The sequence below is a fragment of the Methylobacter sp. genome, from assembly GCF_030680395.1.
In the GTDB taxonomy this organism is placed as follows: domain Bacteria; phylum Pseudomonadota; class Gammaproteobacteria; order Methylococcales; family Methylomonadaceae; genus Methylobacter_A.
Window position 1 is genome coordinate 76362 of record NZ_JAUXVR010000022.1, and the last position, 21232, is coordinate 97593.

16 protein-coding genes are annotated in these 21232 nt (G+C 47.9%); 13 read left to right on the top strand and 3 right to left on the bottom strand.

The genetic code is table 11. From position 1 onward, the window contains the following. Nucleotides 1-6: 6 nt before the first annotated feature. The 10 genes from Q8L79_RS08960 to Q8L79_RS09010 all read left to right on the top strand — a co-directional run bounded on the left by Q8L79_RS08960 (nt 7) and on the right by Q8L79_RS09010 (nt 13308). The gene (locus Q8L79_RS08960; RefSeq protein WP_305270187.1) at nt 7-360 is read left to right on the top strand and encodes a hypothetical protein; all 354 of its coding nucleotides are present in this window, start codon (nt 7-9) and stop codon (nt 358-360) included. A gap of 144 nt (nt 361-504) precedes the next feature. Continuing rightward, nucleotides 505-3030: a Fe(2+) transporter permease subunit FeoB gene (feoB, locus tag Q8L79_RS08970; RefSeq protein WP_370869909.1), complete on the top strand. Its 2526-nt coding sequence runs from the start codon at nt 505-507 to the stop codon at nt 3028-3030. 90 nt (nt 3031-3120) lie between these two features. Continuing rightward, a complete protein-coding gene (locus Q8L79_RS08975; RefSeq protein WP_305270189.1) occupies nt 3121-3474 on the top strand; it encodes a hypothetical protein in 354 nt (117 codons plus the stop codon). Between the two features lie 35 nt (nt 3475-3509). Further along, nucleotides 3510-4145, top strand: a complete 636-nt coding sequence (locus Q8L79_RS08980; RefSeq protein WP_305270191.1) for a class I SAM-dependent methyltransferase — start codon at nt 3510-3512, stop codon at nt 4143-4145. 176 nt (nt 4146-4321) lie between these two features. Further along, complete coding sequence (locus Q8L79_RS08985; protein ID WP_305270193.1) at nt 4322-4459, top strand: hypothetical protein; 138 nt, start codon at nt 4322-4324, stop codon at nt 4457-4459. A gap of 468 nt (nt 4460-4927) precedes the next feature. Next, complete coding sequence (locus tag Q8L79_RS08990) at nt 4928-5215, top strand: ferritin-like domain-containing protein (protein WP_305270195.1); 288 nt, start codon at nt 4928-4930, stop codon at nt 5213-5215. Between the two features lie 303 nt (nt 5216-5518). Continuing rightward, nucleotides 5519-5836: a hypothetical protein gene (locus Q8L79_RS08995; RefSeq protein WP_305270197.1), complete on the top strand. Its 318-nt coding sequence runs from the start codon at nt 5519-5521 to the stop codon at nt 5834-5836. 420 nt (nt 5837-6256) lie between these two features. Then, nucleotides 6257-7168 (top strand): hypothetical protein, encoded by a 912-nt coding sequence (locus Q8L79_RS09000; RefSeq protein ID WP_305270198.1) that lies wholly within the window; start codon nt 6257-6259, stop codon nt 7166-7168. 223 nt (nt 7169-7391) lie between these two features. Beyond that, nucleotides 7392-9089: a sorbosone dehydrogenase family protein gene (locus tag Q8L79_RS09005; RefSeq protein ID WP_305270200.1), complete on the top strand. Its 1698-nt coding sequence runs from the start codon at nt 7392-7394 to the stop codon at nt 9087-9089. A gap of 358 nt (nt 9090-9447) precedes the next feature. Beyond that, nucleotides 9448-13308 (top strand): hypothetical protein, encoded by a 3861-nt coding sequence (locus tag Q8L79_RS09010; RefSeq protein WP_305270202.1) that lies wholly within the window; start codon nt 9448-9450, stop codon nt 13306-13308. A gap of 166 nt (nt 13309-13474) precedes the next feature. On the opposite strand, the gene Q8L79_RS09015 is transcribed toward Q8L79_RS09010, so the two are convergent. Together Q8L79_RS09015 and Q8L79_RS09020 are read right to left on the bottom strand one after the other, a co-directional pair. Further along, on the bottom strand, nt 13475-15571 hold the full coding sequence (locus Q8L79_RS09015) for a HAMP domain-containing sensor histidine kinase (protein ID WP_305270204.1): 2097 nt from the start codon (nt 15569-15571) through the stop codon (nt 13475-13477). Next, nucleotides 15568-16278 carry a response regulator gene (locus tag Q8L79_RS09020; protein WP_305270206.1) on the bottom strand — a complete coding sequence of 237 codons (711 nt, stop codon included), beginning with the start codon at nt 16276-16278 and terminating at the stop codon, nt 15568-15570. Before Q8L79_RS09020 ends, Q8L79_RS09015 begins: the two co-directional genes overlap by 4 nt. A gap of 500 nt (nt 16279-16778) precedes the next feature. Between Q8L79_RS09020 and Q8L79_RS09025 the strand changes: the two genes are divergently transcribed. Next, nucleotides 16779-18023: an SPFH domain-containing protein gene (locus tag Q8L79_RS09025; protein ID WP_305270208.1), complete on the top strand. Its 1245-nt coding sequence runs from the start codon at nt 16779-16781 to the stop codon at nt 18021-18023. A 2-nt stretch (nt 18024-18025) separates the two neighbouring features. Then, on the top strand, nt 18026-19498 hold the full coding sequence (locus Q8L79_RS09030; protein ID WP_305270210.1) for a hypothetical protein: 1473 nt from the start codon (nt 18026-18028) through the stop codon (nt 19496-19498). 48 nt (nt 19499-19546) lie between these two features. Here Q8L79_RS09030 and Q8L79_RS09035 read toward each other — a convergent pair whose 3' ends face one another. Further along, nucleotides 19547-20440: an AraC family transcriptional regulator gene (locus Q8L79_RS09035; protein ID WP_305270212.1), complete on the bottom strand. Its 894-nt coding sequence runs from the start codon at nt 20438-20440 to the stop codon at nt 19547-19549. A gap of 180 nt (nt 20441-20620) precedes the next feature. Between Q8L79_RS09035 and Q8L79_RS09040 the strand changes: the two genes are divergently transcribed. After that, on the top strand, nt 20621-21199 hold the full coding sequence (locus Q8L79_RS09040) for a carboxymuconolactone decarboxylase family protein (protein WP_305270214.1): 579 nt from the start codon (nt 20621-20623) through the stop codon (nt 21197-21199). The last annotated feature ends 33 nt before the right edge of the window (nt 21200-21232 follow it).

Consider the following 21232-nt stretch of genomic DNA (forward strand, 5'->3'; position numbering starts at 1 on the left):
GAGCCTATGCTTGTATTTGGCCCCGTACCGCGCAGCCTAAGTATCAACAATATTCCGCCGAAACACTGCTCCTATTCCTGTCTGTATTGCCAAGTGGGTCCGACAAAAGCCACGCCGACACGACCCACCGCCGACAGCAGCGTTCGCGCGCCCGGCGCGGAGACTGTCAACCGGATCTACCATACCGTAAGCCGGGTCATGCCGGATGTTGAACTGCTCACCGGCTATGAAGGCAATGCCTTCGCTTCGAGCGGCAATTTTTCCGAGGATCTGCTGGCGATCACCTCCGTGCACCCGATGCGCAAGGACGCCGTTGTAAAGCTGCTGGGCAAAACCGGTCAGGACTGGAGCGCCGTTTAACAGTTACTGGATAGTGGAAAACTGCGGGAAATGGAATACCAGGGGAATTATTTCTACATTAGAATATACTAATGTTTTTAATGGGTAATGTTATGTCTCTGGCATCAACTGCCTTTTTGACACACTAAATCAGGATAACTGCAAATGTTTATCAATTTACGTGATATGAAAGTCGGCGATTGCGGACGCGTCGCGGATTACGACAAAAGCTTCCTGCCTTACCGGCAGAAATTGCTGACGATGGGCTTGACGCCCGGCACTGAATTCAAGATTGTGCGTATCGCGCCTTTAGGCGATCCGGTTGAAATCCGGGTGCGCGGCACCGATCTCAGCCTGCGCAAAGAAGAGGTGGCAAAATTAAAAATTGAACGCCTGGACAATATCACACCAGAACCGAAGCTTGGCCCGCAGCAGCAGGAATATACCGTTGCCGTCATCGGCAATCCCAACTGCGGAAAAACCACGCTGTTTAACGGCCTGACCGGCGCCCGGCAACATGTCGGCAATTGGGCGGGCGTTACCGTCGAGCGTAAAACCGGCTTTTACCGTTACGGCGACAAGACCGTCAAAGTTGTCGACTTGCCCGGTATCTATGCGCTGGACGTGAACGAGTCGGCCACGGCTCTGGATGAAAAAATCGCCCGGGATTATATCCTTTCGCAGCAGGCGGATCTGATCGTCAATATCGTCGACACCTCGCACCTCGAACATAATCTGTACCTGACAACACAACTGCTGGAAATGCGGCTGCCGATACTGGTGGTGCTGAATAACATGGACGATGCGACAGGACGCGACATCAAAATCGACAGCGACGAAATTGCCCGCCGCCTCGATTGCCCGCTGGTTTCGTTGATCGCAACCCGTGCCGATGATGTCAGGGCGCTGAAATCGACGATTAACCGTCTGGCGGAGAATAAAACGCTGTCGAATTTCTCTATCGACTATCCGTCGGCCGTTCAGGCGGCGCTGGATCGGTTGACTTCTCTGGCCGAACAACAATTGGGCAACCGATTCGGCGATGCGCGCTGGTTCGCAGTCAAATTGCTGGAACGGGACGGTTTCGCCCTCAGCCATGCCGATCCCTTGCTGACCGGAACCGCGGATCAACTGCGCCGGGAGATTGAAGACCAAACCGGCGATGAGGCGGATCTGTTGATTGCGGACAGCCGCTACGGTTTTATCGATCTTCTGGTGCAGGAGACGCTAACGCGGCAATCCGAATTGGGCCGCAAGCTGTCCGATAACATCGACAACGTGATGTTGAACCGCTTTTTAGGCATCCCGATTTTTTTTGGGGTAATGTATTTGATGTTCACCTTCACGATTAAGCTCGGACGCGCCTTCAAGCCGTTCTTTAACGACCTCGCTCAGGCATTTTTTGTCGACGGTATGGCGCATTTCCTGGCACTGCTGGACAGCCCGCAATGGCTGGTCATGCTGATTGCCCAAGGCGTCGGCAACGGCATTCGGGAAGTGCTCGCGTTTGTCCCGATTCTAGGCTTTCTGTATCTGTTTATTTCGGTATTGGAGGAGTCAGGCTATATGGCCCGCGCGACCTTTGCGATGGATCGGTTCATGCGTGTGTTGGGTCTTCCCGGCAAAGCCTTTGTGCCGATGATTCTGGGCTTCGGCTGCAACGTACCGGCGATGATGGCGACCCGCACCCTGGAGCGTCCGCGCGACCGCCTGCTGAGCATTCTGTTGAACCCGTTCATGACCTGCGGCGCCCGCCTTGCGGTATTCACGCTGTTTGCCGCGGCTTTTTTTCCGGACAACGGTGGGATGGTCGTATTCTCGCTTTATACAATAGGCGTCGTCTTCGCCGTCCTGACCGCCTTGCTGCTGAAGAACACGTTTCTGAAGGAGGAATTCTCTCTGGTGATGATGGAAATCCCCAACTATCATGTCCCGAAGCTGAAAAATGTACTGATTAACAGCTGGACCCGGGTTAAAGCCTTTGTGCTGCGGGTCGGGAAAATCATTATCACGATGGTCGTGCTGTTGAATATCCTCAGTTCGCTGGGGACGGACGGCTCATTTAAAGCGAACAATATCGAACATTCGGTGCTCAGCGCGGCCGGTCGAGCGGTGACACCGGCGCTGGCACCGCTGGGCATCAGGGAGGACAATTGGCCCGCGACGGTCGCGCTGTTTACCGGCATTCTGCATAAAGTCGTCGTAATCAGTACGCTGAAAACGATCTACGCTGAAACCGGATATGCGGCATCCGCTAAACAGGATCAAGCCCTCGATTTGGGCGATGCGGTCAAACGGGCTTTTATGACCATTCCAACGGGGCTGAAAAAAATGTTCGGCATCGTCCCCGCCAACCAGACGGTCGGCCAGGATCCGTTTGTCGCCGCGCTGCATGCGCATTTTCAGGGGCAAATCGGCGCTTTTGCTTATTTGCTGTTCATCCTGCTTTATTTTCCCTGCATCGCCACGTCGGCCGCAGCTTACCGGGAATCCGGCCGGGGCTGGTCCGCATTCATGGTGCTCTGGGCCACGGGCCTGGCTTATTTGACCGCGACGCTGTTTTATCAACTGGCGACTTTTAGCGAGCATCCCGGAAGCTCAACGGCTTGGCTGGCCGGAATTGCTGCCATTGCCGCCGCCGTGGGGATCGCATTTCGATATTGGGGCAGATACCGGAACAGTTCCGTTTAAAGCCTTAACAAAGGATCAGACCATGCTGTATAAGTTTTATTTCGACAAAATCGATGCGGAACTGCTGAAAATTAGCCTCGCCGGGACATCATGCTGTTGCGCGTGATTGAGGCGGTGATGCCGGTGGCCTTGTTCGGACTGGATGCGCGCTACGGTCTGCCCGTACCCGAAATCCCTTGGCCGGGAAAGGTTGATCGGTACGCCAGTCTGCAAGAAGCTTGCGAAGCGGGCGTCGCCGCCGAGATCGCCAATGCTGAAATCTATGAGCGGCTGCTGCAAGCGACAGCTCGCCAGGATATCCTCACCGTATTCCGCAATCTCCACGAGGCGTCGCAGCAACGCCATCTGCCGGCATTCCAGCGTTGCGCACAAGGTTCTACCGGACGCTGTGGACATGGGGGCCGCGAAAGACGGCAGGGTAAACACGGGTATGGTCATGAGTAGAATCGAGGATGGTCATTTTCAACAGGTGCTGTCCCATGCCTAGAGCCGCCCCTTTCGAGACACACCATCAACGCTATGAGGCGTGGTTCGAAAAACACCAGGCCGCCTATATTTCGGAACTGCTGGCCTTGCGCCCGTTCGTGCCTTGGGATGAATACGGGATCGAGATCGGGGTTGGCAGCGGCCGCTTCGCTGCGCCGCTGGGCGTGCAGGTTGGCCTGGATCCCTCCCCGGCAATGCTTGTTCACGCTGCGGCTCGAGGCATCGAGGTCGTGGAAGGCGTGGCCGAAAAGCTGCCTTTCGAAGCCGGCTCCTTTGACTACGCGTTGGTGGTGACCACCCTCTGCTTCGTGGATTCGCCGGCTCGGATGCTTGCCGAGGCGCGCAGAGTACTCAAGCCCGGCGGTCGTTTGGTGATCGGCTTCATAGACCGGCAGAGCGCCTTGGGACAAGATTATCTGGCGCATCAGGCCGAGAGCGTGTTTTACCGCGAAGCCACGTTCTATTCGGCTGACGAGGTGGCGCGGCTTCTGCTGGACACCGGCTTCTCGATTGACGCCTGGGGCCAGACACTCGCACACCCCCTGCCCGAGACAAGAGAGATTGAATCGCTACAAGCAGGGCGGGGGCAATGTGCGTTTGTAGTCGTGGCGGCAACGCGGGAGACTTGACCTGAGGAAAGGTTTTTTTCTCGTTCCCACGCGCTGCGTGGGAATGCAGTTAAAGGCGCGCTGCGCCGCGAGTTGAGTACACACTACATCCATGCAGCGCGACAAACAGGACAAAAACTATCTGTGCGTAACATCAGATCAGTAAATAAAATCAATTTTACTTTGGAGGCTAAGACATGAACAATCTGACCGACACTGAAAACCGCGCCCTCCACGAGGCGCTCGACGACGAGTACCGATCCTTCACGACCTACGATCAGGTGCTTGCCGACTTCGGCGAAGTGCCGCCGTTCAGCCATATCCGCGAAGCCTAAGGGCGGCATATCGACGCACTTTGCGTGCTGTTTGCGCGCTACGGCCTGCCCGTACCCGAGAATCCCTGGCGGGGAAAGGTCGAACGGTACGCCAGTCTGCAAGCCGCCTGCGAAGCGGGCGTTGCCGCAGAGATCGCCAATGCTGAAATCTACGAGCGGCTGCTTCAAGCGACAAAGCACCCGGATATTCTCACGGTATTCCGCAATCTTCGGGATGCATCGCAGCAGCGACACCTATCGGCATTCCGGCGTTGTGCGCAAGACTCTGCGGACGACGGATATGGGGGGCGGCGCCAGGCAACATAGGGTCGGGAGGGGGCGAGCATGAGCGCCATCGCTGAAAAAGCCGGCGGAACGTTCATGGCATCAAACTGTTGCTGTCGAGCGCCTCAGTGTTAGACTAAAGCCAGGCAAGCATTGATTACTGCGCCAAACGAAAAATCGAACTTATCGCAAGAGGAAATAGATATGGCAAATGAAGGTTATCACGAACCCATCAATGAACTTACGGATTCAACACGAGACATGCACAGAGCGATTACTTCGTTAATGGAGGAATTGGAGGCTGTGGATTGGTATAACCAGCGGGTCGATGCGTGTAAGAATGCTGAATTGAAAGCCATCCTCGCCCATAACCGGGATGAAGAGAAAGAGCATGCGGCAATGATTCTCGAATGGATTCGGCGTCAAGATCCGCGCTTTGATAAAGAATTGAAGGATTATCTTTTTACCGATAAATCCATCGCTCACGAATAAAATATGCCAGATGGCATTATGGACTTGAGATAATGACGTTATGTGACGCGATATGAGTTGATAGTACCGCTATTTTTGCGAAAGCTTGTTTTTGAGCATCCCAACCCAAGCAAGCGGCAAAATTACGCGGCATCCAATGCCTCTGTCGATGCGCGCTTAAGTTCAATAACGCCCCGGAACCTGAAAAAAGATAAACTCAAAGACGCGCCAATCGGCGCGTCTTTGATCAGCAAGTTAGGCCGAACAATAACCGCCGCCTAACAACATTGATAACTTAGCTACAGTACATGACCAACACCACAATTGTCAGTCTTGCAGCCGATACAGGTATTCTGTTATCGCAAGCATCCGGCTGCGACCGGCGGAAGCTTTTTGCTGGAACGCGGCTATTTATTATTAATCGTTGCGTTAGTGCAAGCGACACTCGCCAGCCTGTTATTGATAGCGTTTCAGCTATGGCTATGGAAAAGCAAGCTGGGCATCGAAGCGGGATCGGGAAGTCATCTGCCCATACTGGCAACCCTGATTGCGATGCAGTTCGGCTTTACCGTGTTGATCTTTCTGGCGGTTTGTTTGTATGGGATTGCGACGTGGTATTTTCCAAAGTTGACTCAAGCATAAAACCAGTTGTTTGACCTCACAAATAGCCACGGGGTTGCTTAATACTGAAATAAGATACCAATACTACCGTGCAGATTGTCGGCAAGAGGGTGTTTTGACATAATAGCGGTAGCTGACTATCTGTTATTAAATCCCGAAAGAGTATTGATACCATTAAAGTACCGGATTCTCACTGATGCCCTGTTTGCGCTGGGCTAGTTTGGTAATGCCATTCTCGGAAACGCCGCTACCCTTATCTTCAATAACAAAATGTATCTCCTTATTTGGTGCAGCTTTTTGCGTCTGTTCGGCTGAAAGCGCCTAAATGTCAAAATTTTGATCCCTCAGTGAGCAGCAATAGGCATTACTATGCCTGTTTGCCATGTTATCCAGCATAGGAATTCTGATTTTTTCACCCATATTTAAACTTAGGAATAAAAAATGGCTATACCCATCATAATTAAAACCAAAATTTATATCGCCGCCTTGATAGCATTGGGATTTAGCCCGTTGGTTTATGCTCAGTCCGCACAAAAGCCGGAAAGCCAACGCTGTAGCGACGATGTGCTGCGTAATCTAGGCAAACTCTACAATCTTGACGGTTTAACTTATCGTAATGAGCAAGGCAAAAGCTTAGTTTTAATGACTGCTTGCAGAATTTGGCCTTATGATGAATCCATTACTCTTTCGGCCTTTCTTATAGGGTCATCTCATGCTGAGGGTAATCCGGAACTGTTAATCGGCATGGTTGATAACAAAAAAAATCAATTGTTGGCGCGCTACAATGAGGCTCAAGGAAATGCCTTCGCTCCTGTTATCGATGCAGGCAAAGACCATCTGCGCATTGATACGGCTCGCTACGACCTTGCGCCGGGAGTCAGGGCGTTTGCTATAGATGTGTTCAAAGGGGATCAGGACGATCCTTATTGCGGAGCTGAAACGATAGGCCATACTCGTCATCTCTACGTTAAGCGCGGCAATGAAATAGGTGCGCTTTTTTCTCAGGGTTTGACCATGTCTTATCGAACGCGCATTAAAGGCAACGCCAATTGCAGGGATGGAAAACCCACGACGACAAAAGGTGTTGTCTTTGAGGATATAAAACTGACGATCAGCATGAGTAAAAATATTAGCGATGGTTTTGCTGATTTAATAATTGCGGGCGAAAGTACATACAGCGACGGAACACCATCACCACGGAAACCGTTTTACTCCGAGCTGAAATATTCTCATCATTTTATTGGGAATAAAGACCATGGCACTTACGCCAATAGTCCTAATGGCGATCTGAATAGTTTAATTCGTGCGTGGCGAAGCAATGTAAAGTCCGAAGAGCGCAAGACCTATGATTAAGAAGCCTATCCATCAGATGTCCAGTCGTAAACCGAAACTTTAGTAAAAAAGTATTTTGGAATAGCCCAACTCCACATATGGCATACTCTCCGGAAATAATACAATTACGCAAGAGCTTATTTCCGGACGAATTGCAATGCTCCACTTATCTTTTTTCAGCGCACCATACAAACCAATTTTCATGTCCCGAATTATGGCGTTTCTAAATAGGAGACGCCAGGGGGTGATAAAAGAAATTTCCCTGTTAATCCTGCTGCTAACTCCCCTACCCCATAGCGTTTTAGCCGCAGAATTATCCCCGCTTGCCGCGACATCAAGTTATAACACCGCACTGATCAATAAAAACTGCGACGGCTTCTCGCAAATCCCGATTACCAGCATCCAGGGTACTTGTGTCGGTTTGGTCGCTGCAAAAAGCCATCATCTTAAACAACCCCGATATGCCGCCCAGTTCGATGACAAGACCCTGCTGGTTACGGATATGTTGGGCTGGGGCGCTAAAAACGGTACGGTATGGGCCATTGAATTTTCCAAGAAAATGGAAGAGCTTAGCCCGAATGAAAGCCAATCGATCAAAGTTACCAATCTATTTTCCAAAAATAACTTGCCCAACCCGGCCGGAATCGCCGTTGCGCCTAACGGCATGGTTTATATAGGCTTGCCAACTGGCATCATGAAATTCAAACTGCAACGGGGCGACAGCGGCGAACTTAAAACCGACCCTGAACTTGAGGTTTTTATTAACGATTTCGATCAAGTGCGAAAATTCTCTCAAAATCTGATGGCGATTGAAGACTATGCCCATCCGATGACCAGTTTTTCGTTTAGCCCGGATTATCGGTTTATTTATGTCAATGTGGGTTCCCAAACCGATTCTTGCGTTAAACACAAATCGACCGCTCAAAACGGCAAAGAAATTTGCGCTGAAAACTCCGGCGAGCTGCCTTTGTCCTCGGTGCGGCGTTATTCTTTAGATGCTCAAATGAACCTGATTGCCGACTCCGGCATAACCTTCGCCAACGGCTTGAGAAACTCGATGGCATTAACCGTTCATCCAAGCGGCTTGGTGGTGCAAGGCGAAAATGCCATCGACTTGCCCGATAGCGAACTGCCTGCTGAGGAAATCAATATCTTGCAATTATCGCCGGACAATAAGGCTCAACATTACGGCTGGCCCTATTGCTATAACGATGGCGATAAAGTCGTATCGTTTGCCGAGTTTAAAACCGGAAAAGAGGAATGCGAAAACTCATCTTTTATCCCGGCCTATCGTGCTCTGCCCGGACATAGCGCCCCGCTGGGCATGATTTATCCCTCGTCGAAAAAACTGCCGATGCTGGCAGATACGCTATTAATCGGTCTGCATGGCTATGCGGCTTATGGCCATAGATTAGTGGCTTTACCCGTGGACGCAACCGGCAAGCCCGATAAGAACGCGCCGCTGATCGAGGTAATTTCAAATTGGAGTAGTGCCAATAACCTCAACCCACTGGGTGCGCCCACTGGATTACTGGAATGGAACGATGGCTCGATTATCATTATGGACGACAAAAATGGAGCCATTCTTCGCTTAAGCCTTGGCGAGCGGGTAAACAAAATCGATTTCATTGCCGCCAATGCCGACACCTTCAAAGTTACCGAAGCCATGGTGCAAAAGTTCGCGCCAATAAGTCAGCTGTTAAAAACCAAGTGCGGCGCGTGTCACGCCGAAATGGCAGACGACCAGCCCCAAGTCAATCTAAAGGCCTTGATCGATTCCGGCAAACTCAATCTTTCAGGCCTTGAAGAAAGCAGTTTGCTGACAAAAGTCCGCTACCGGCAAATGCCGCCGAAAACTTCTGATCCCAAGGAATTTCCGCCGCTCACTGCCGAAGAACGGAAATTGATTTTGACCGAGATTGTTAAAGTGTTTGGAAAGTAAATGGTTGGTTGGAACCCATTCTTCTGAATGCCTATTTGGGTCGATAGTTGACTTCCGCGAGACTGGCAGCAATCGGCCAAAAGTTGGCGCTCACCTTAGGAATGAAATTTTAATAACATGAATGTTGATAAGATGCATTGATGGTTAGAAGTGCATCGGTTAGGCTTTTCTGAATATGAATTGTTCGAGTTACTAAACTTTCACTTCTTAGCAGTAAGTAATTTCGGTCTGTCCGTTAGTATGTCAAACAAGACTCGAACGATATACTTTTCTATGTATAGCACATCGATTTAGCATACATTATCGTGTTGTCTTTAATTAATAATTTAAATAGTGGATATGAAATATACGATTAAGAATGACTAAAAATTCAGCGAGACAAAAACAAATTACTAAAAATAGAAAACTACTCAAGAGAAATGCTAAAGCTAAGAAAAAGTCTAAAGTCAAAGCCAGAAGTAAGAGTTGTAAAAAATCTGGTGAGTTACAACTTGATGAGAAGTTCATGCTTGAAAGCTTGGTCAGACGCAATAATGAAAACGATCAGTCCATAAAGACTACTTTTAGCGAAATTCTTAAAGAGTATTCGAAAATAGATACCGCTTCTGTTTTCTCCTCCCTTTTGCTAAACCCTAGTTTTCAATCCAGTCAGTATAGGCTTGAAAAGGCAATTGTAATATGCCTTTCTTTTTGTAATGGAGATAAAAAACCAGATCTAAATTTGATTAAATTTATATTTAAAAAATTAGATGACTTAGGTTTTGTATGTATGGAAGACCCTGCTGAGGACGTATTTATTTCAACAGTGTGGTTTGAAGGGAATCAATATAAGGTAAGTACAGGGCTTTGGGAGGGCGGTATTTACGAAGCTCAGATATTTTTAGACTTTATAAATGCAGCCCCGAACAATGAAAAACATATTTTTATAAAAAATAGGCTGCGAGCAGTACTTAAAGCATCGGATTTTATCATAACAAGAATTGGGCTCAATATTAATGAAATAGGTGCTGGATACCCTCTTACAGAGATAAATTATGATGAATTATCTGATTTAAACGAACTAATTTATAAGGTTAAATTACATGATTTTGATGAATCTAAGTTTTTGCCACATATAGACATCAATGATCAATCAGAACTTTATATGCAAGAATTTGGTGAGTCTGATTTGGAAGCATCTCCGTTTTTTGTCGATGGAAATATTTGTTCATTAATCTCACCATCTTCAATTTTAGTTTGCATAAAAAGACAGATCATTAATTTTGTTAGGGAGAATTATTCAGATGAAATGTTAGATGATCTCTTTTTTAATTATCAGGCAAAGAAAATACATGAAACAAACCTGTTAAGAAAATTTGAACACATACCTATTAACTTTTTTAAAATAAAAGGGATTGATGACTGGAGATACTTTGAATTTCTCGTAGATTTTGATAAAGGCTATTTTCTCCATTTTATTTTTTTAGGTGAAAGTCTTAGATCATTAGGTAGCGACTGGTTTAACGGTTTTACTATACCTAAAGAACATTTATCTAAATACATTGTAGATTCAATTTCTAAAGCAAAATCTCATGTAATAGATAAGAAAGGCGGGCATAAAGGCTGCACGATACTTGTTCCATGCGGTTATGGTAAAGGCTTAGGTTTAAGCCTGGATTTTAAAAGTGATAGTCAATGGATGCTTGAGGTAATTAATTCGCATGACTTAGATACTATAAGCAATGATCCAGATTGCAATCCACATAAAATATGGAGAATTGTTGAATCATTAGAGCAATTAACTACTATGGGGGTTCGGTTAATGAACCCTAATGGTTTTTTGAATTTATATGCCTATGCTAAAGAAAATGATTATTGCCTTGTGCCTCACGAATCATTTCAAGAATCGGGTAGTGACCCTTCTAATATTATAATTTCTATCCCTCTTAATTGCCAAGTTGAGCTAAGAAGACAGGTTCTTAAAGATTCAGAGAAATTACAGGTTTATCACCATCAAATTGGTGCTGTCAAAGTTATTAGAGGCTTCATCGATTCATTTTTTGAAAAAAATGAAAGATATGACATTTATTGTCCAGAACACATAGATCAAAACATTCTGCAATGTGTTTATATTGATGCTGATTGTGAATTATGGATAGAACAAAAGATTATTCCGAATTATGATTTTTCGTTGCAATTCCAGTGTTTTGAAGCAGCTCTTTCATGGATACAGAAAATAATTACTGTCGTTAGAAATGCTGGTTTTTTGATTCCAGATAAACTTCAAGTATGGAATCTATCTTTTAATTTTCCAGAGGATATTCACAGTGTTAGAGATCGCCCAAAACCAGAAGAAGTTTTGTCTTGTTTTTCAAATGAATTTGTCAGTCCTGTTTTATATTCAACATTTGGATCTGAGTTTATTGATGGCTTAAGGCTGGAAGATAACTTTTCAGAGCAAGCACTTGTTCTATCACTTGTTAGCTATATATGTGATTTTAATAAAATTATAAATTATAACGAGATTATTAATGAGATAATTGGAAGCCATTCTGCAAGACACATCCATTTATTTGTGGCAAAAAAATATAGAGAATATTTTATATTAGACAGGCAAGAGCCTATCTATATAGAACAAACGGATGGAAACAATATAAAATTAAATTTGGGATGGAATTGTAGAGATAGAAGGCAAGGTAATTTAATAGAAGGGAAAAATGAATGTAAGAAATATCTTAATGATTTAGTTGGTGGTGTCTGGGAGATTATTAAGAAAAAACTTCAGGCTCTTGATAGAGAGTTATTGATTTATAAGCTTCTTGTTAATATGGAACATTCCGACCATCAAAAAGCAAGATGGAAAAGAACATTTAAAGCGAACTTAGCTTTACATGAGGACAAGGGAAATCTTTATTCTGTAGTAAACAATAGAATTGGGCTGTTGAATGGAGCTTCTTTATCATCAAGGCTGGTAATAGAAATGGCAATTTGTGAATGTCCATTAACTGGTGGTAAAGAAGCAGGAGTGTTAGACATTCAAGAATTGATTTGTTTAGCCTCTTTGATGCACCATCTTGGAGGACTTTCAGAAGCAATTAACTACGATGCGATTGATCCGAAGTTAGTTATATCTACTTTTGGTGATGTTATGTTTAATTATGATTTCAATGACACCGTCCTTGAATCCTATGCTGATAAAATTAATAAGTCTGCATTATCTGCAAGTGTTGAAAAATATGCAGAACACTTAAACGAATCAAAACCCGTTGAATCTGTAAATAATCTTTTTGAAGATGACTTTACCGATGCTTGGCTAAATGAGTTTGGATTTACCTTTGATAATGTTAGGTTATTTATTGATACACTGGAAGATTATGGTTTAGAGAAAAATGAGCTTGTTTATAAGCTTTCATATGACAATTTATTAGGGATGTTTGACGCAAAAATCATCGGAGTTGTAGAAAGAATTATTCAAGAGCTAGTTATTTACCCAAGAGCCTCATGGAGTGATATACCTTCTCCTTTTAAAAATGTTGACTGGCAACCATGGAAATTTAGAAGAAGATTTTCATTAATTATGCGACCTCTTGTCCAATTTGATGACACAAGTTTTTTAATTTCTCCGCAGCATATACGCAATGCTTTTATGTATTTAGCAAGAAGTTGCCATAATGCCGCATTAGATGAGAATCACTTTTCCAGTAAGTTGATGAAAAAATGGATTGGTAGAGCTCGAAAAACTAATGGTTTAGCGTTTAATACGCAAGTTGCAAATAGGCTTCAAGAACTTGGTTGGACTGTTAAGGAGGAAATTAAGCTCACTGAAGTCCTCAATAAAAAACTTGAAGATTGGGGAGACATAGATGTTCTTGCTTGGAATAAAAAATTACAAATGGTTGCCGTTATTGAATGTAAGAACCTAGATTTTGCAAAAACTAAAGGAGAGATTGCACGCCAACTGCATGACTTTAAAGGACAACAAGATGAAAAAGGGAAAAAAGATCGATTGCTTAAGCATGTTTGCAGACTAGATGTGTTAAATGACAATATGGATAATGTGGCTAAGTTTACTGAAATAAATTCTGAATTCGCTCTTAAAGGGTATGTCGTGTTTTCAAATACAGTCCCAATGGTATTTAACGAAAATCGTTTACATAAAGATCAAATTGAGTTTTTAACATTTGACAGGCTTGAGCAATTAGGTGTGAATAATTTAGCCCAAAGTAAAATTAACTTCTGAAGTGGGAATGCATATGTGAGGCTATTCCAAACTTTATAGTTAAAAATCAACTGGATAAATCAGTAGTTTTACATTAGTACTCAATTTAATAATTGTTGTGAATGGCCGGTAAGGGTCGTTATCGGTCAGTCAGCTGCTCATCCAGACCATTAACTTTGACGGGACGCTACACCACACACTGTAAAGTCAACACAAAACTCACCCCATCATTTTGATTTTCGACTCGGATGGTTCCGCCCATTTTTGCCATATAAGTTCGCGCAACAAATAATCCTTGTCCTCGTCGCTCGCTGCTATTAAATGCCTCCGTATCTGAGATACCGTACTCGAATAATTTATCCAACAACGCGGGGCTGATGGACTGGCCTTGGTTGTGAATGCCGATGTGCGCGGTGTTGTCAATGACGCTAAGGTTGATGTGAATGACGGTGCCTGGAATGCGATGACGATCGGCATTACGCAGGATATGCGTGATGACATCTTCGAGAGAAAATTCGTCCGCACGTACTTGGGTGTTCGGCAGCGAGTCCGCTTGAAACTGCACGTTTAGCACGCCTGCAAAATGGGCATTGTCGGCGACGTTTTGTAAAAACTGGTTAATGTCCAGCGTATCGATATGCAAGGTTACGGCTTCCAAGGCTTCGCTGGGCGAAGCGCTGCCGTATAACACGCGCACGGCTTGTTGCATGCGTTGGACATAACGATGACTGGCGTCGTCGGATGAGCCATGCAATACCATCAGCGATTGCAGGGGCGACATGATTTCATGTCCGACGGCATGCCACATTTCGCGTTCTTGTTGAGTACGGATGTGTTCGCGCTGTATGTCGTTTTTAACGCGCTGTAATAGATCCGCCAAACTGCCTGCCAAAATCCCCAATTCATCACGGCCGCGTAGGTCGGCAAAATCCAGTTGCTTGAACTGTTGTTCAAACTGCCCGTCTTGCATGGTGTGCGACACCGTTGCCGCACGTTTGGTGAGAACCGCCACGCGGCGCACGAAGCTGAATTCAATCACCAGCCACGCCAAAACAATCGCTGCCAGCATTGCCGCAACAAACCAGGAGGTTCGTGTTGCGGCAATGCTTAAACCGCGATCAAGGCTACGCAGTTGGCCGGTTAATCGCATTTCATAACGGCCTGCGGCGGTGGTAATGATGTCGTACAGCTCAAGCTTTTCGGGAACGTCTTGAATCGGTAAACGATGAATTAAGCGAGTGAGCCAAGGCGACGATGTTTCAATGGCTTGCTTGCCCTTGATGGTTAACAGCGCTTGAGTCGTTTGCCCCAGCTTGCGCACCGATAAAGTCTCACCGGGCTGCAAGATGGTTTGCAAGTCGTTTAATGAAAAAGGCGGCAATGCGTTTTGAGCATTGCTATCAAACAAGGGTTGGCTATTTTGCGGAGCCAGCATTTGCATGCTGAGGCGGATATTTTCCAAATCAGCGGGCGGCCAAACCGGGCGATGGCCTTGAAAAAGTGCATCGCGCAAGGGTTCAACGGGCAAGCGTATGGAAAAATAGGCGAGCCTTGGGCAGTTTGGGGTATCGCTGACGGCACCCGCACAGTGCGGGCTTTGCCATAACCAACCGCGAAAATCGCGCACCGGCTTGGCATCGCTTCTGAGTAACTCGCCAGTTTCGACAAAGCCGGTCAGTCGTCCTTGTTGGCTGGCCGCTTCCGGTGCATTTTGCGCTTCAAAGGGTGCAATCCACAGCCACTGTTTGCCGCGCATTTGTAAATTGACCCGCGCACGGTGGACGGCATCCAGTTGCAACAGGCCGGGTTTTCTACTCACCAGTTCGGTGCTCGGAAAACTGCCCACCAAATAAATGAAGCCACCGGCATAGGGATTATTGCCAATGGCGACGCAAATCAAGCTGCCATTGGGGTACACCACGCTACAGCCGGACATTTCAACCGCTTGTTGCGCTTTATATTGATCGTCGAAATCCAATGAACCGTACGGCAACATCAACGGATGCAGCGGCGTGGAAAAATTGCTGACACTGGGATTTAACAGGGCTAATTGGCCGGATGGATGGCGCAGTTTCGCCATGATTTCCGCTTGAGTTTTGCTAAAACTACTTTGGTAGTTTTGATAACTGCGCTGTTTTTCTTCATGGAGCAACACGATAGCCAGCGCGAGTGTTGCGAGCATCAGCAACACAAAGGTGGCGCGTAACACCAAACGATTGTGAAATGCGGCTAAGCCTAAACGGGGAGCCGCGAGTTCAGCCAGCGCCGGCAACACGACTTTCATCTCGATACCCAACGAAAACCGCGCATCGGCACGTTTTCGATGCAGTCAAAATCAGGGTCAAGTTCGCGAAACGCTTCACGTAGGGTGCTGACGTGTTTACGCACATTGTCGCGATTACGCCCGCTTTTCACTACCTCGAACAAGTCGTTATAGGACACCACTTCGCCGCGATGTTGGTAAAGAGTGGCGAGAATGCGTTGGGCGGTGAGCGGCAAATTGATGCGTTCTCCGCGCCATAACGGGCTGAGTTGCCACAGCGGATCAAGCGTTAATTCCTGTGCGGGGACCGGTTCCGGTTTCGCCGCTTGCGCTTGGCGGCTTTTAGCCACGCGCAACATGTCGAGGAAAGTTTCGATGAAATCGTTCTCTTCAAAGGTGGTTTTTTGCAAATAATCCCACGCGTCGAGTGCCTTCATAATGCTGCGATAAATGGCGGCGGGCATGGCGGAGACGACCAGAACGGGCGTGCCTTGCTGTAGTTTATTGATCTCGTTAATGATGGCTACGCCTGCGTGACGCTCCCGCCCCAGCTCAATATCCAACACCACAATATCGTAAGCTTCGCGGGCAATGGCCGCTTGCGCATCGTCACGGGTAAACCATTGATCGATCTGCACGTCGTTCATTTCTGCTGTCGCCGCTTTAATCCAACCTGCAAATTGGTTGCTGGTGGGGCGATCGTCTTCGATTACCGCTACTTTGGTCATTGTTTCTCCAGGTTAATTCTCAAACTTGTAGGGACAGATCCCATATGCATCAAGCCAATCTAATTACTCGCCTCTTGTCCATTGAATTACGACCAATGCTGTAGGAGCGGGCCATGCCCGCGGCCAGAGTGAGCATGTTATCAATCGTTGCCACAATATCGCGGACATGGCCCGCTCCTACAACGTTACTGTCCACAACCACAGCAAGATGGGGTGAGTAGTTCCCTTAGGATTAATAAACCATAACCGACACGAAGTTTTTACCTCGTTTTCATGTTCTTCATGGTTTTATGCTCTGCGGTTTTATGTATGCTCGCAATTATCAACCCTTCCGCCAAAAAACGTTGTGAGTTTTTCTTCCGCACCCGGAATAGTCCTTCACTACTGTGAAATAACTGGGTGAGCGGCTGCATTGAACCTTCCCGGCTAAACACGAAGAATGTCTTCCAGCGCACGGCATAACGCAGGCGCAAATTAACCCTCAGTTAAGGAGAATCATCATGTTGAATCGCGTTAAAAACATCGTCCACGGCATTCGGAATCTGTTTGCTCAATCCGCCGATAAAATCTTTGCCGACACTGGCGCACCGCGACAATGCGTAGTCATCAGCAAAACTTTAATTACGGTGGGTTTGTTAGGCGCCCTGGGTTATGGAATTTACCAACATCCGCCTTTTCAAAACGTTCCTCAAGGTTCAGTGGGAGCACGAATTAATCAGTTCACCGGCAGCGTGAGCGAATGGCGGAACGGCAATGTATTGGTGATTCCTGGGCTGTATCAGATGCAGGTGTATTCACTGCGCGATCAGCTTTATCACCCGGGTGACATTCAGAGTGCAACAGGCAGTGCGCCGCTGCAATCCAGCGAAGGTTTGTCGTTTGGGGTTGATTTGTCGGTTCGTTATGCTTTGGATCCGCTTAAAATCACTGCGCTGGCTAAAACCGGCCCCGACGACATCAGCAAAGGACTGGTCGAATCTGCGGTACAAGGCGTCATTTATAAAGTTTTTGCCAACTATACGATGCGCGAAATTTTCTCGGTCAAACGTGTGGAAATCCAACAACTGATTGAAAAGGAAGTGGGCGCGAGTTTAGCCGGAGACGGCATTGTGTTGCGTTATGTACAACTCGGCAACATTGATTTACCCGCACAATATCGGCGCGGGATGGAAGGTTTGTTAGCCGAAGAATTAGCGACTCAGAAGATGCGTTACACCTTGGAACTCAAAGAAAAACAGGTTAAGCAATCAGCCTTGGAAGCCGAAGCCGAAAAAGCGCGTCGCGAAACCGAAGCACAGGCGGCGGCGAGCGAACAAGTCATTGCCGCCAAAGCCCAAGAAGAAGCGATGAAGCATGTGTTGCCTTTCAAAGAAAAGCAAATTCAACAACGCCAATTAGAAGCGGAAGCCGACAAAGTCGCCCGTATTCGCGTTGCGGAAGGCAGCGCGCAAGCACGCCGCATCGAGGCGGAAGGTGAAGCCGACGCGCGGCAAAAACTGGCCGATGCCGAAGTGTATCGTGCAGAACACATGGGCAAAACCAACGCCGAACAAATGGAACGTGAAGGTGCGTTGGTGACCAAACATCCGCTGCTGATTCAAAAAACATTGGCGGATAAACTCTCCGATAAAGTACAGGTGATTATCGCCTCGCCTCCTGCCGCTGGCGGTTTTATCGGTGCCAATTTATTGGGTACTTCGCCAGTAAATGCTGCGCGTGCCAATGAAACAGCAGGAGCGGAATAATCATGAATACAATGTCTATTTTTGTATCTCGTCTATTGCTTGCCCTGTGTTTAACCGGCTCGGCATTCGCCGGCCCGACAGAAATGGGGATGATTGTTCAGGATTCAACGGCATTACGCGCCGCCCCGCGTGATTCCGCGCAGCAACAAGCAGTACTGTGGCAAGGCGAATTAGTGGAAATACGCGGGCAACGGATGGATTATTTACAAGTGTACGACTACCACCGCGAACGTGGCGGCTTTGTGCGCGCCAATCAAATTCGCCGTACCGCCTTGGACGCTAACGAAGCTGCTGATTTGTTATCCGTATTACGTTTTATACGCGACACCCCAGGCGCTGAAGCGTTGGGATTCGGTTACGCCGCAGCTTTTCTAAAAGCCGCGCCTGCCGAAGCATTACGCGGCGCAACAGGCAGCGAGGTATTTGACGCATTAGGCAGCATGGCGGAACGTCTCGCCCAACGCGCTTCAGCCGGAACCGGCGTTAGCAAAAATGCGGCTATCGCCTTATCGTCGCATTTGGAAGTGGCTGCGCGTTACGGCATCAAATTCATCAGTTATGAACGCGATGGGCAGATGGTGATGTGTTATGACGGCGAAGCTTATCGTTATGTGTTGGCGGGTGTTGCCACCCCAATCCAACGCGCACAAGCCGCATTAGCCCTCACCCGTGCCGAATGTGTCGATCCGGATTTAGGGCCGCGTGACCGTTACCAGCTAAATGAACAATACGCCGTTATCCTTGATAAAGTGGAACATCAGGACTTGCCCGGCTACTTAAAAAATCGCGTCTTCATGCGCCGCGCCAGTGTGCGGAGTCGCTTAGCTTACCAGCAAACCCGCAATGGCGAAAATGCGATCGCGACCATGAATTACGCGTTGACTGAACTGGCCGGTGTAAACGCCCAAGAACTGCCCGATGGTGATTTAAGCGCATACAACGATAGCCTGATGCGTGCGAGCGCCAGCCGCTGGGCAGCATTGCCCGTAGCGAGTAATTCAGGTAAAAGTTTAAACGTCGTAACTACTAGCGGGCAACCCGGCGAAACCTGTGTGGCACTGGTTGATGGCAAGCAAGAGCTGTTAAGACGTTGCACTTATAGCGTCGTGTGGGACAACTCCATCAGCATCAATCGCGAACAGAATGCGCTGGCATTGGCCGTGCAACCGATGGAAGCTTGGCGGGAAATATGGCTGTTCCGCAAAACGGCGCAAGGCTGGGTGTTGCATATTTTACCGCCAAGTGCGAGTAGCCCGGAACTCGGTTATATCGAATTCGCCGGCTGGATTCCCGGCGACAAGCAAATGTTAATCGCCCGTGAAGCACGTAGCGAAGGTAAATATAAACGTAGTTTTGAAGTGCTGGACCTGGATACTGCAACGATACAACAACAAAGCAGCAAGCCGGGACTGCTGGGTGCATTGCAACGTTGGCAAGCTGCGGGGTGGAAGGAACATACGTTGAGCGTACGCTAAAAAATTGGGGAGGGCTTTAATGTTGCTTGCAATCGTAAAATGCCTGCCCTATGTTTCGTTTGCACCACGCCCACGCCGAAACGCACCCGGCGAGTTGCCGAAGTAACGCTTGAACGCCTTGCTGAATGCCGGTACCGAATCGTATCCGCAACGCTCGGCCACCCGCTCTACGCTCATGCCCGGCTCCATCAGCCAGCCTGCCGCAATCTGCAAGCGCCAGGCGCTAAGGTATTCAATCGGCGAACTGCCGATCAGCGCGGCAAATTTCTCCGATAACACGGTTTTGGACAATCCCGCTTTGGAACACAGTTCGGCAACCGTCCAAGGTTGCCAAGGCTGCTGATGAATCAAGCCCAACACGGTTGCCAGCCGTCTGTCCTGCATGGCCGCAAACACACCCTCCCCGACCAAATTTTCCTCAATACAGTAACGAATCACCAACACAAACAGGCTGTCGCATAACCGTTCCACCACCGAGTCGCTGCCAAAACGCTGACCGGAAGCCTCGCTGATAACAAGCTCAATCAGCTTGGCCAGTATATCGCCAGCTTGATTTTTTTTGATCACAATCTCGGCGGGCAGCGCCTGCCACAATAACGATCGGGGCGCAGCCAGCTCGATTTCGCCGCAGACAAATCCCGATTCGCCCCCCGCCCAACCGGTCAACTGGGTGTCGGCAGCGTCGCAGGGCAAATGCTCGGCGCTGTAGGACAAAAAGTGCTTTGGCGCATGCGGCAGGAACAAAATCAAATCGCCGCTTTCCAGCGCCAGCGGCGTTTCCCGGCTCGGTGAATGCACCCAGCCTTCGCCCTTGCTGAGCAAATGAAACCAAACCGAAGTATCGGAATTGTGATCCATCAGCCAGCGTCCGCAAACGCCGCCCGAATAAACCAGTTTGGCGCGCAAGTTCAGCGCGTTGACCAGCGCAGTTAAAGCATCCACATCGATCTCCCGGACAATCGGACAACAATCCCGGAGTCACGGGCATGGGTTCGGCAAGCCGAATTGCTTAACCTATCCCCGTCAAAATTTTTCATTGCGGAGATCGTGAAATGAACATTTAGCCCAAGCCCTTGCATAGCAAAACCTATTCAGATTAATCAAAAAAACAGGAGAGACAGTATGTCCCAATTTAATATTTATTCCATCCAAAATGCGCCTCTTGCTGCCCAGCCGCTGCTTGACGGCGCCCAGCAAAAATTCGGCTTTTTGCCGAACTTGCTGGGCGGCCTCGCCGAATCGCCGGCGGTATTGCAAGCCTATCTTAACCTGGGCGTCATCCTCGACAAAACCTCGCTGACTCCGGTCGAGCAACAAGTCGTACTGCTTGCCGCCAGTGTCGAAAACCATTGCATTTACTGCGTAGCCGTCCATTCAATGCTGGCCAAACATAAAGCCAAGGCCGATGCCGCTATTGTCGATGCACTGCGTGAACAACAGCCGTTGCCGGACAAAAAACTGGATGCCTTGGCAACCTTTACTCGCGCCGTGGTCGAACAGCGCGGTAAGGTAACCGGCATAGCCTTGGATAATTTTATCGCCGCAGGATACAGTCGGTCGCAGGTGCTGGAAGTAGTGCTGGGCGTAACGATGAAAACCCTCAGCAACTACGCCAATCATATTATTCATGCGCCGCTGGACAGTCAATTCAAAGCCGAGGAATGGAATGCCCCGACCCAGTGCAACAAGCAGTGCGCTTGATCGCAACCAGCAACCAACTCAATTGAAGGAACC

Coding starts and splice junctions, on each gene's coding strand:
- Q8L79_RS08960 (WP_305270187.1), top strand. CDS start 7: ATGCTTGTATTTGGCCCCGTACCGCGCAGCCTAAGTATCAACAATATT.
- feoB (WP_370869909.1), top strand. CDS start 505: ATGTTTATCAATTTACGTGATATGAAAGTCGGCGATTGCGGACGCGTC.
- Q8L79_RS08975 (WP_305270189.1), top strand. CDS start 3,121: ATGCTGTTGCGCGTGATTGAGGCGGTGATGCCGGTGGCCTTGTTCGGA.
- Q8L79_RS08980 (WP_305270191.1), top strand. CDS start 3,510: ATGCCTAGAGCCGCCCCTTTCGAGACACACCATCAACGCTATGAGGCG.
- Q8L79_RS08985 (WP_305270193.1), top strand. CDS start 4,322: ATGAACAATCTGACCGACACTGAAAACCGCGCCCTCCACGAGGCGCTC.
- Q8L79_RS08990 (WP_305270195.1), top strand. CDS start 4,928: ATGGCAAATGAAGGTTATCACGAACCCATCAATGAACTTACGGATTCA.
- Q8L79_RS09000 (WP_305270198.1), top strand. CDS start 6,257: ATGGCTATACCCATCATAATTAAAACCAAAATTTATATCGCCGCCTTG.
- Q8L79_RS09010 (WP_305270202.1), top strand. CDS start 9,448: ATGACTAAAAATTCAGCGAGACAAAAACAAATTACTAAAAATAGAAAA.
- Q8L79_RS09015 (WP_305270204.1), bottom strand. CDS start 15,571: ATGAAAGTCGTGTTGCCGGCGCTGGCTGAACTCGCGGCTCCCCGTTTA.
- Q8L79_RS09020 (WP_305270206.1), bottom strand. CDS start 16,278: ATGACCAAAGTAGCGGTAATCGAAGACGATCGCCCCACCAGCAACCAA.
- Q8L79_RS09025 (WP_305270208.1), top strand. CDS start 16,779: ATGTTGAATCGCGTTAAAAACATCGTCCACGGCATTCGGAATCTGTTT.
- Q8L79_RS09030 (WP_305270210.1), top strand. CDS start 18,026: ATGAATACAATGTCTATTTTTGTATCTCGTCTATTGCTTGCCCTGTGT.
- Q8L79_RS09040 (WP_305270214.1), top strand. CDS start 20,621: ATGTCCCAATTTAATATTTATTCCATCCAAAATGCGCCTCTTGCTGCC.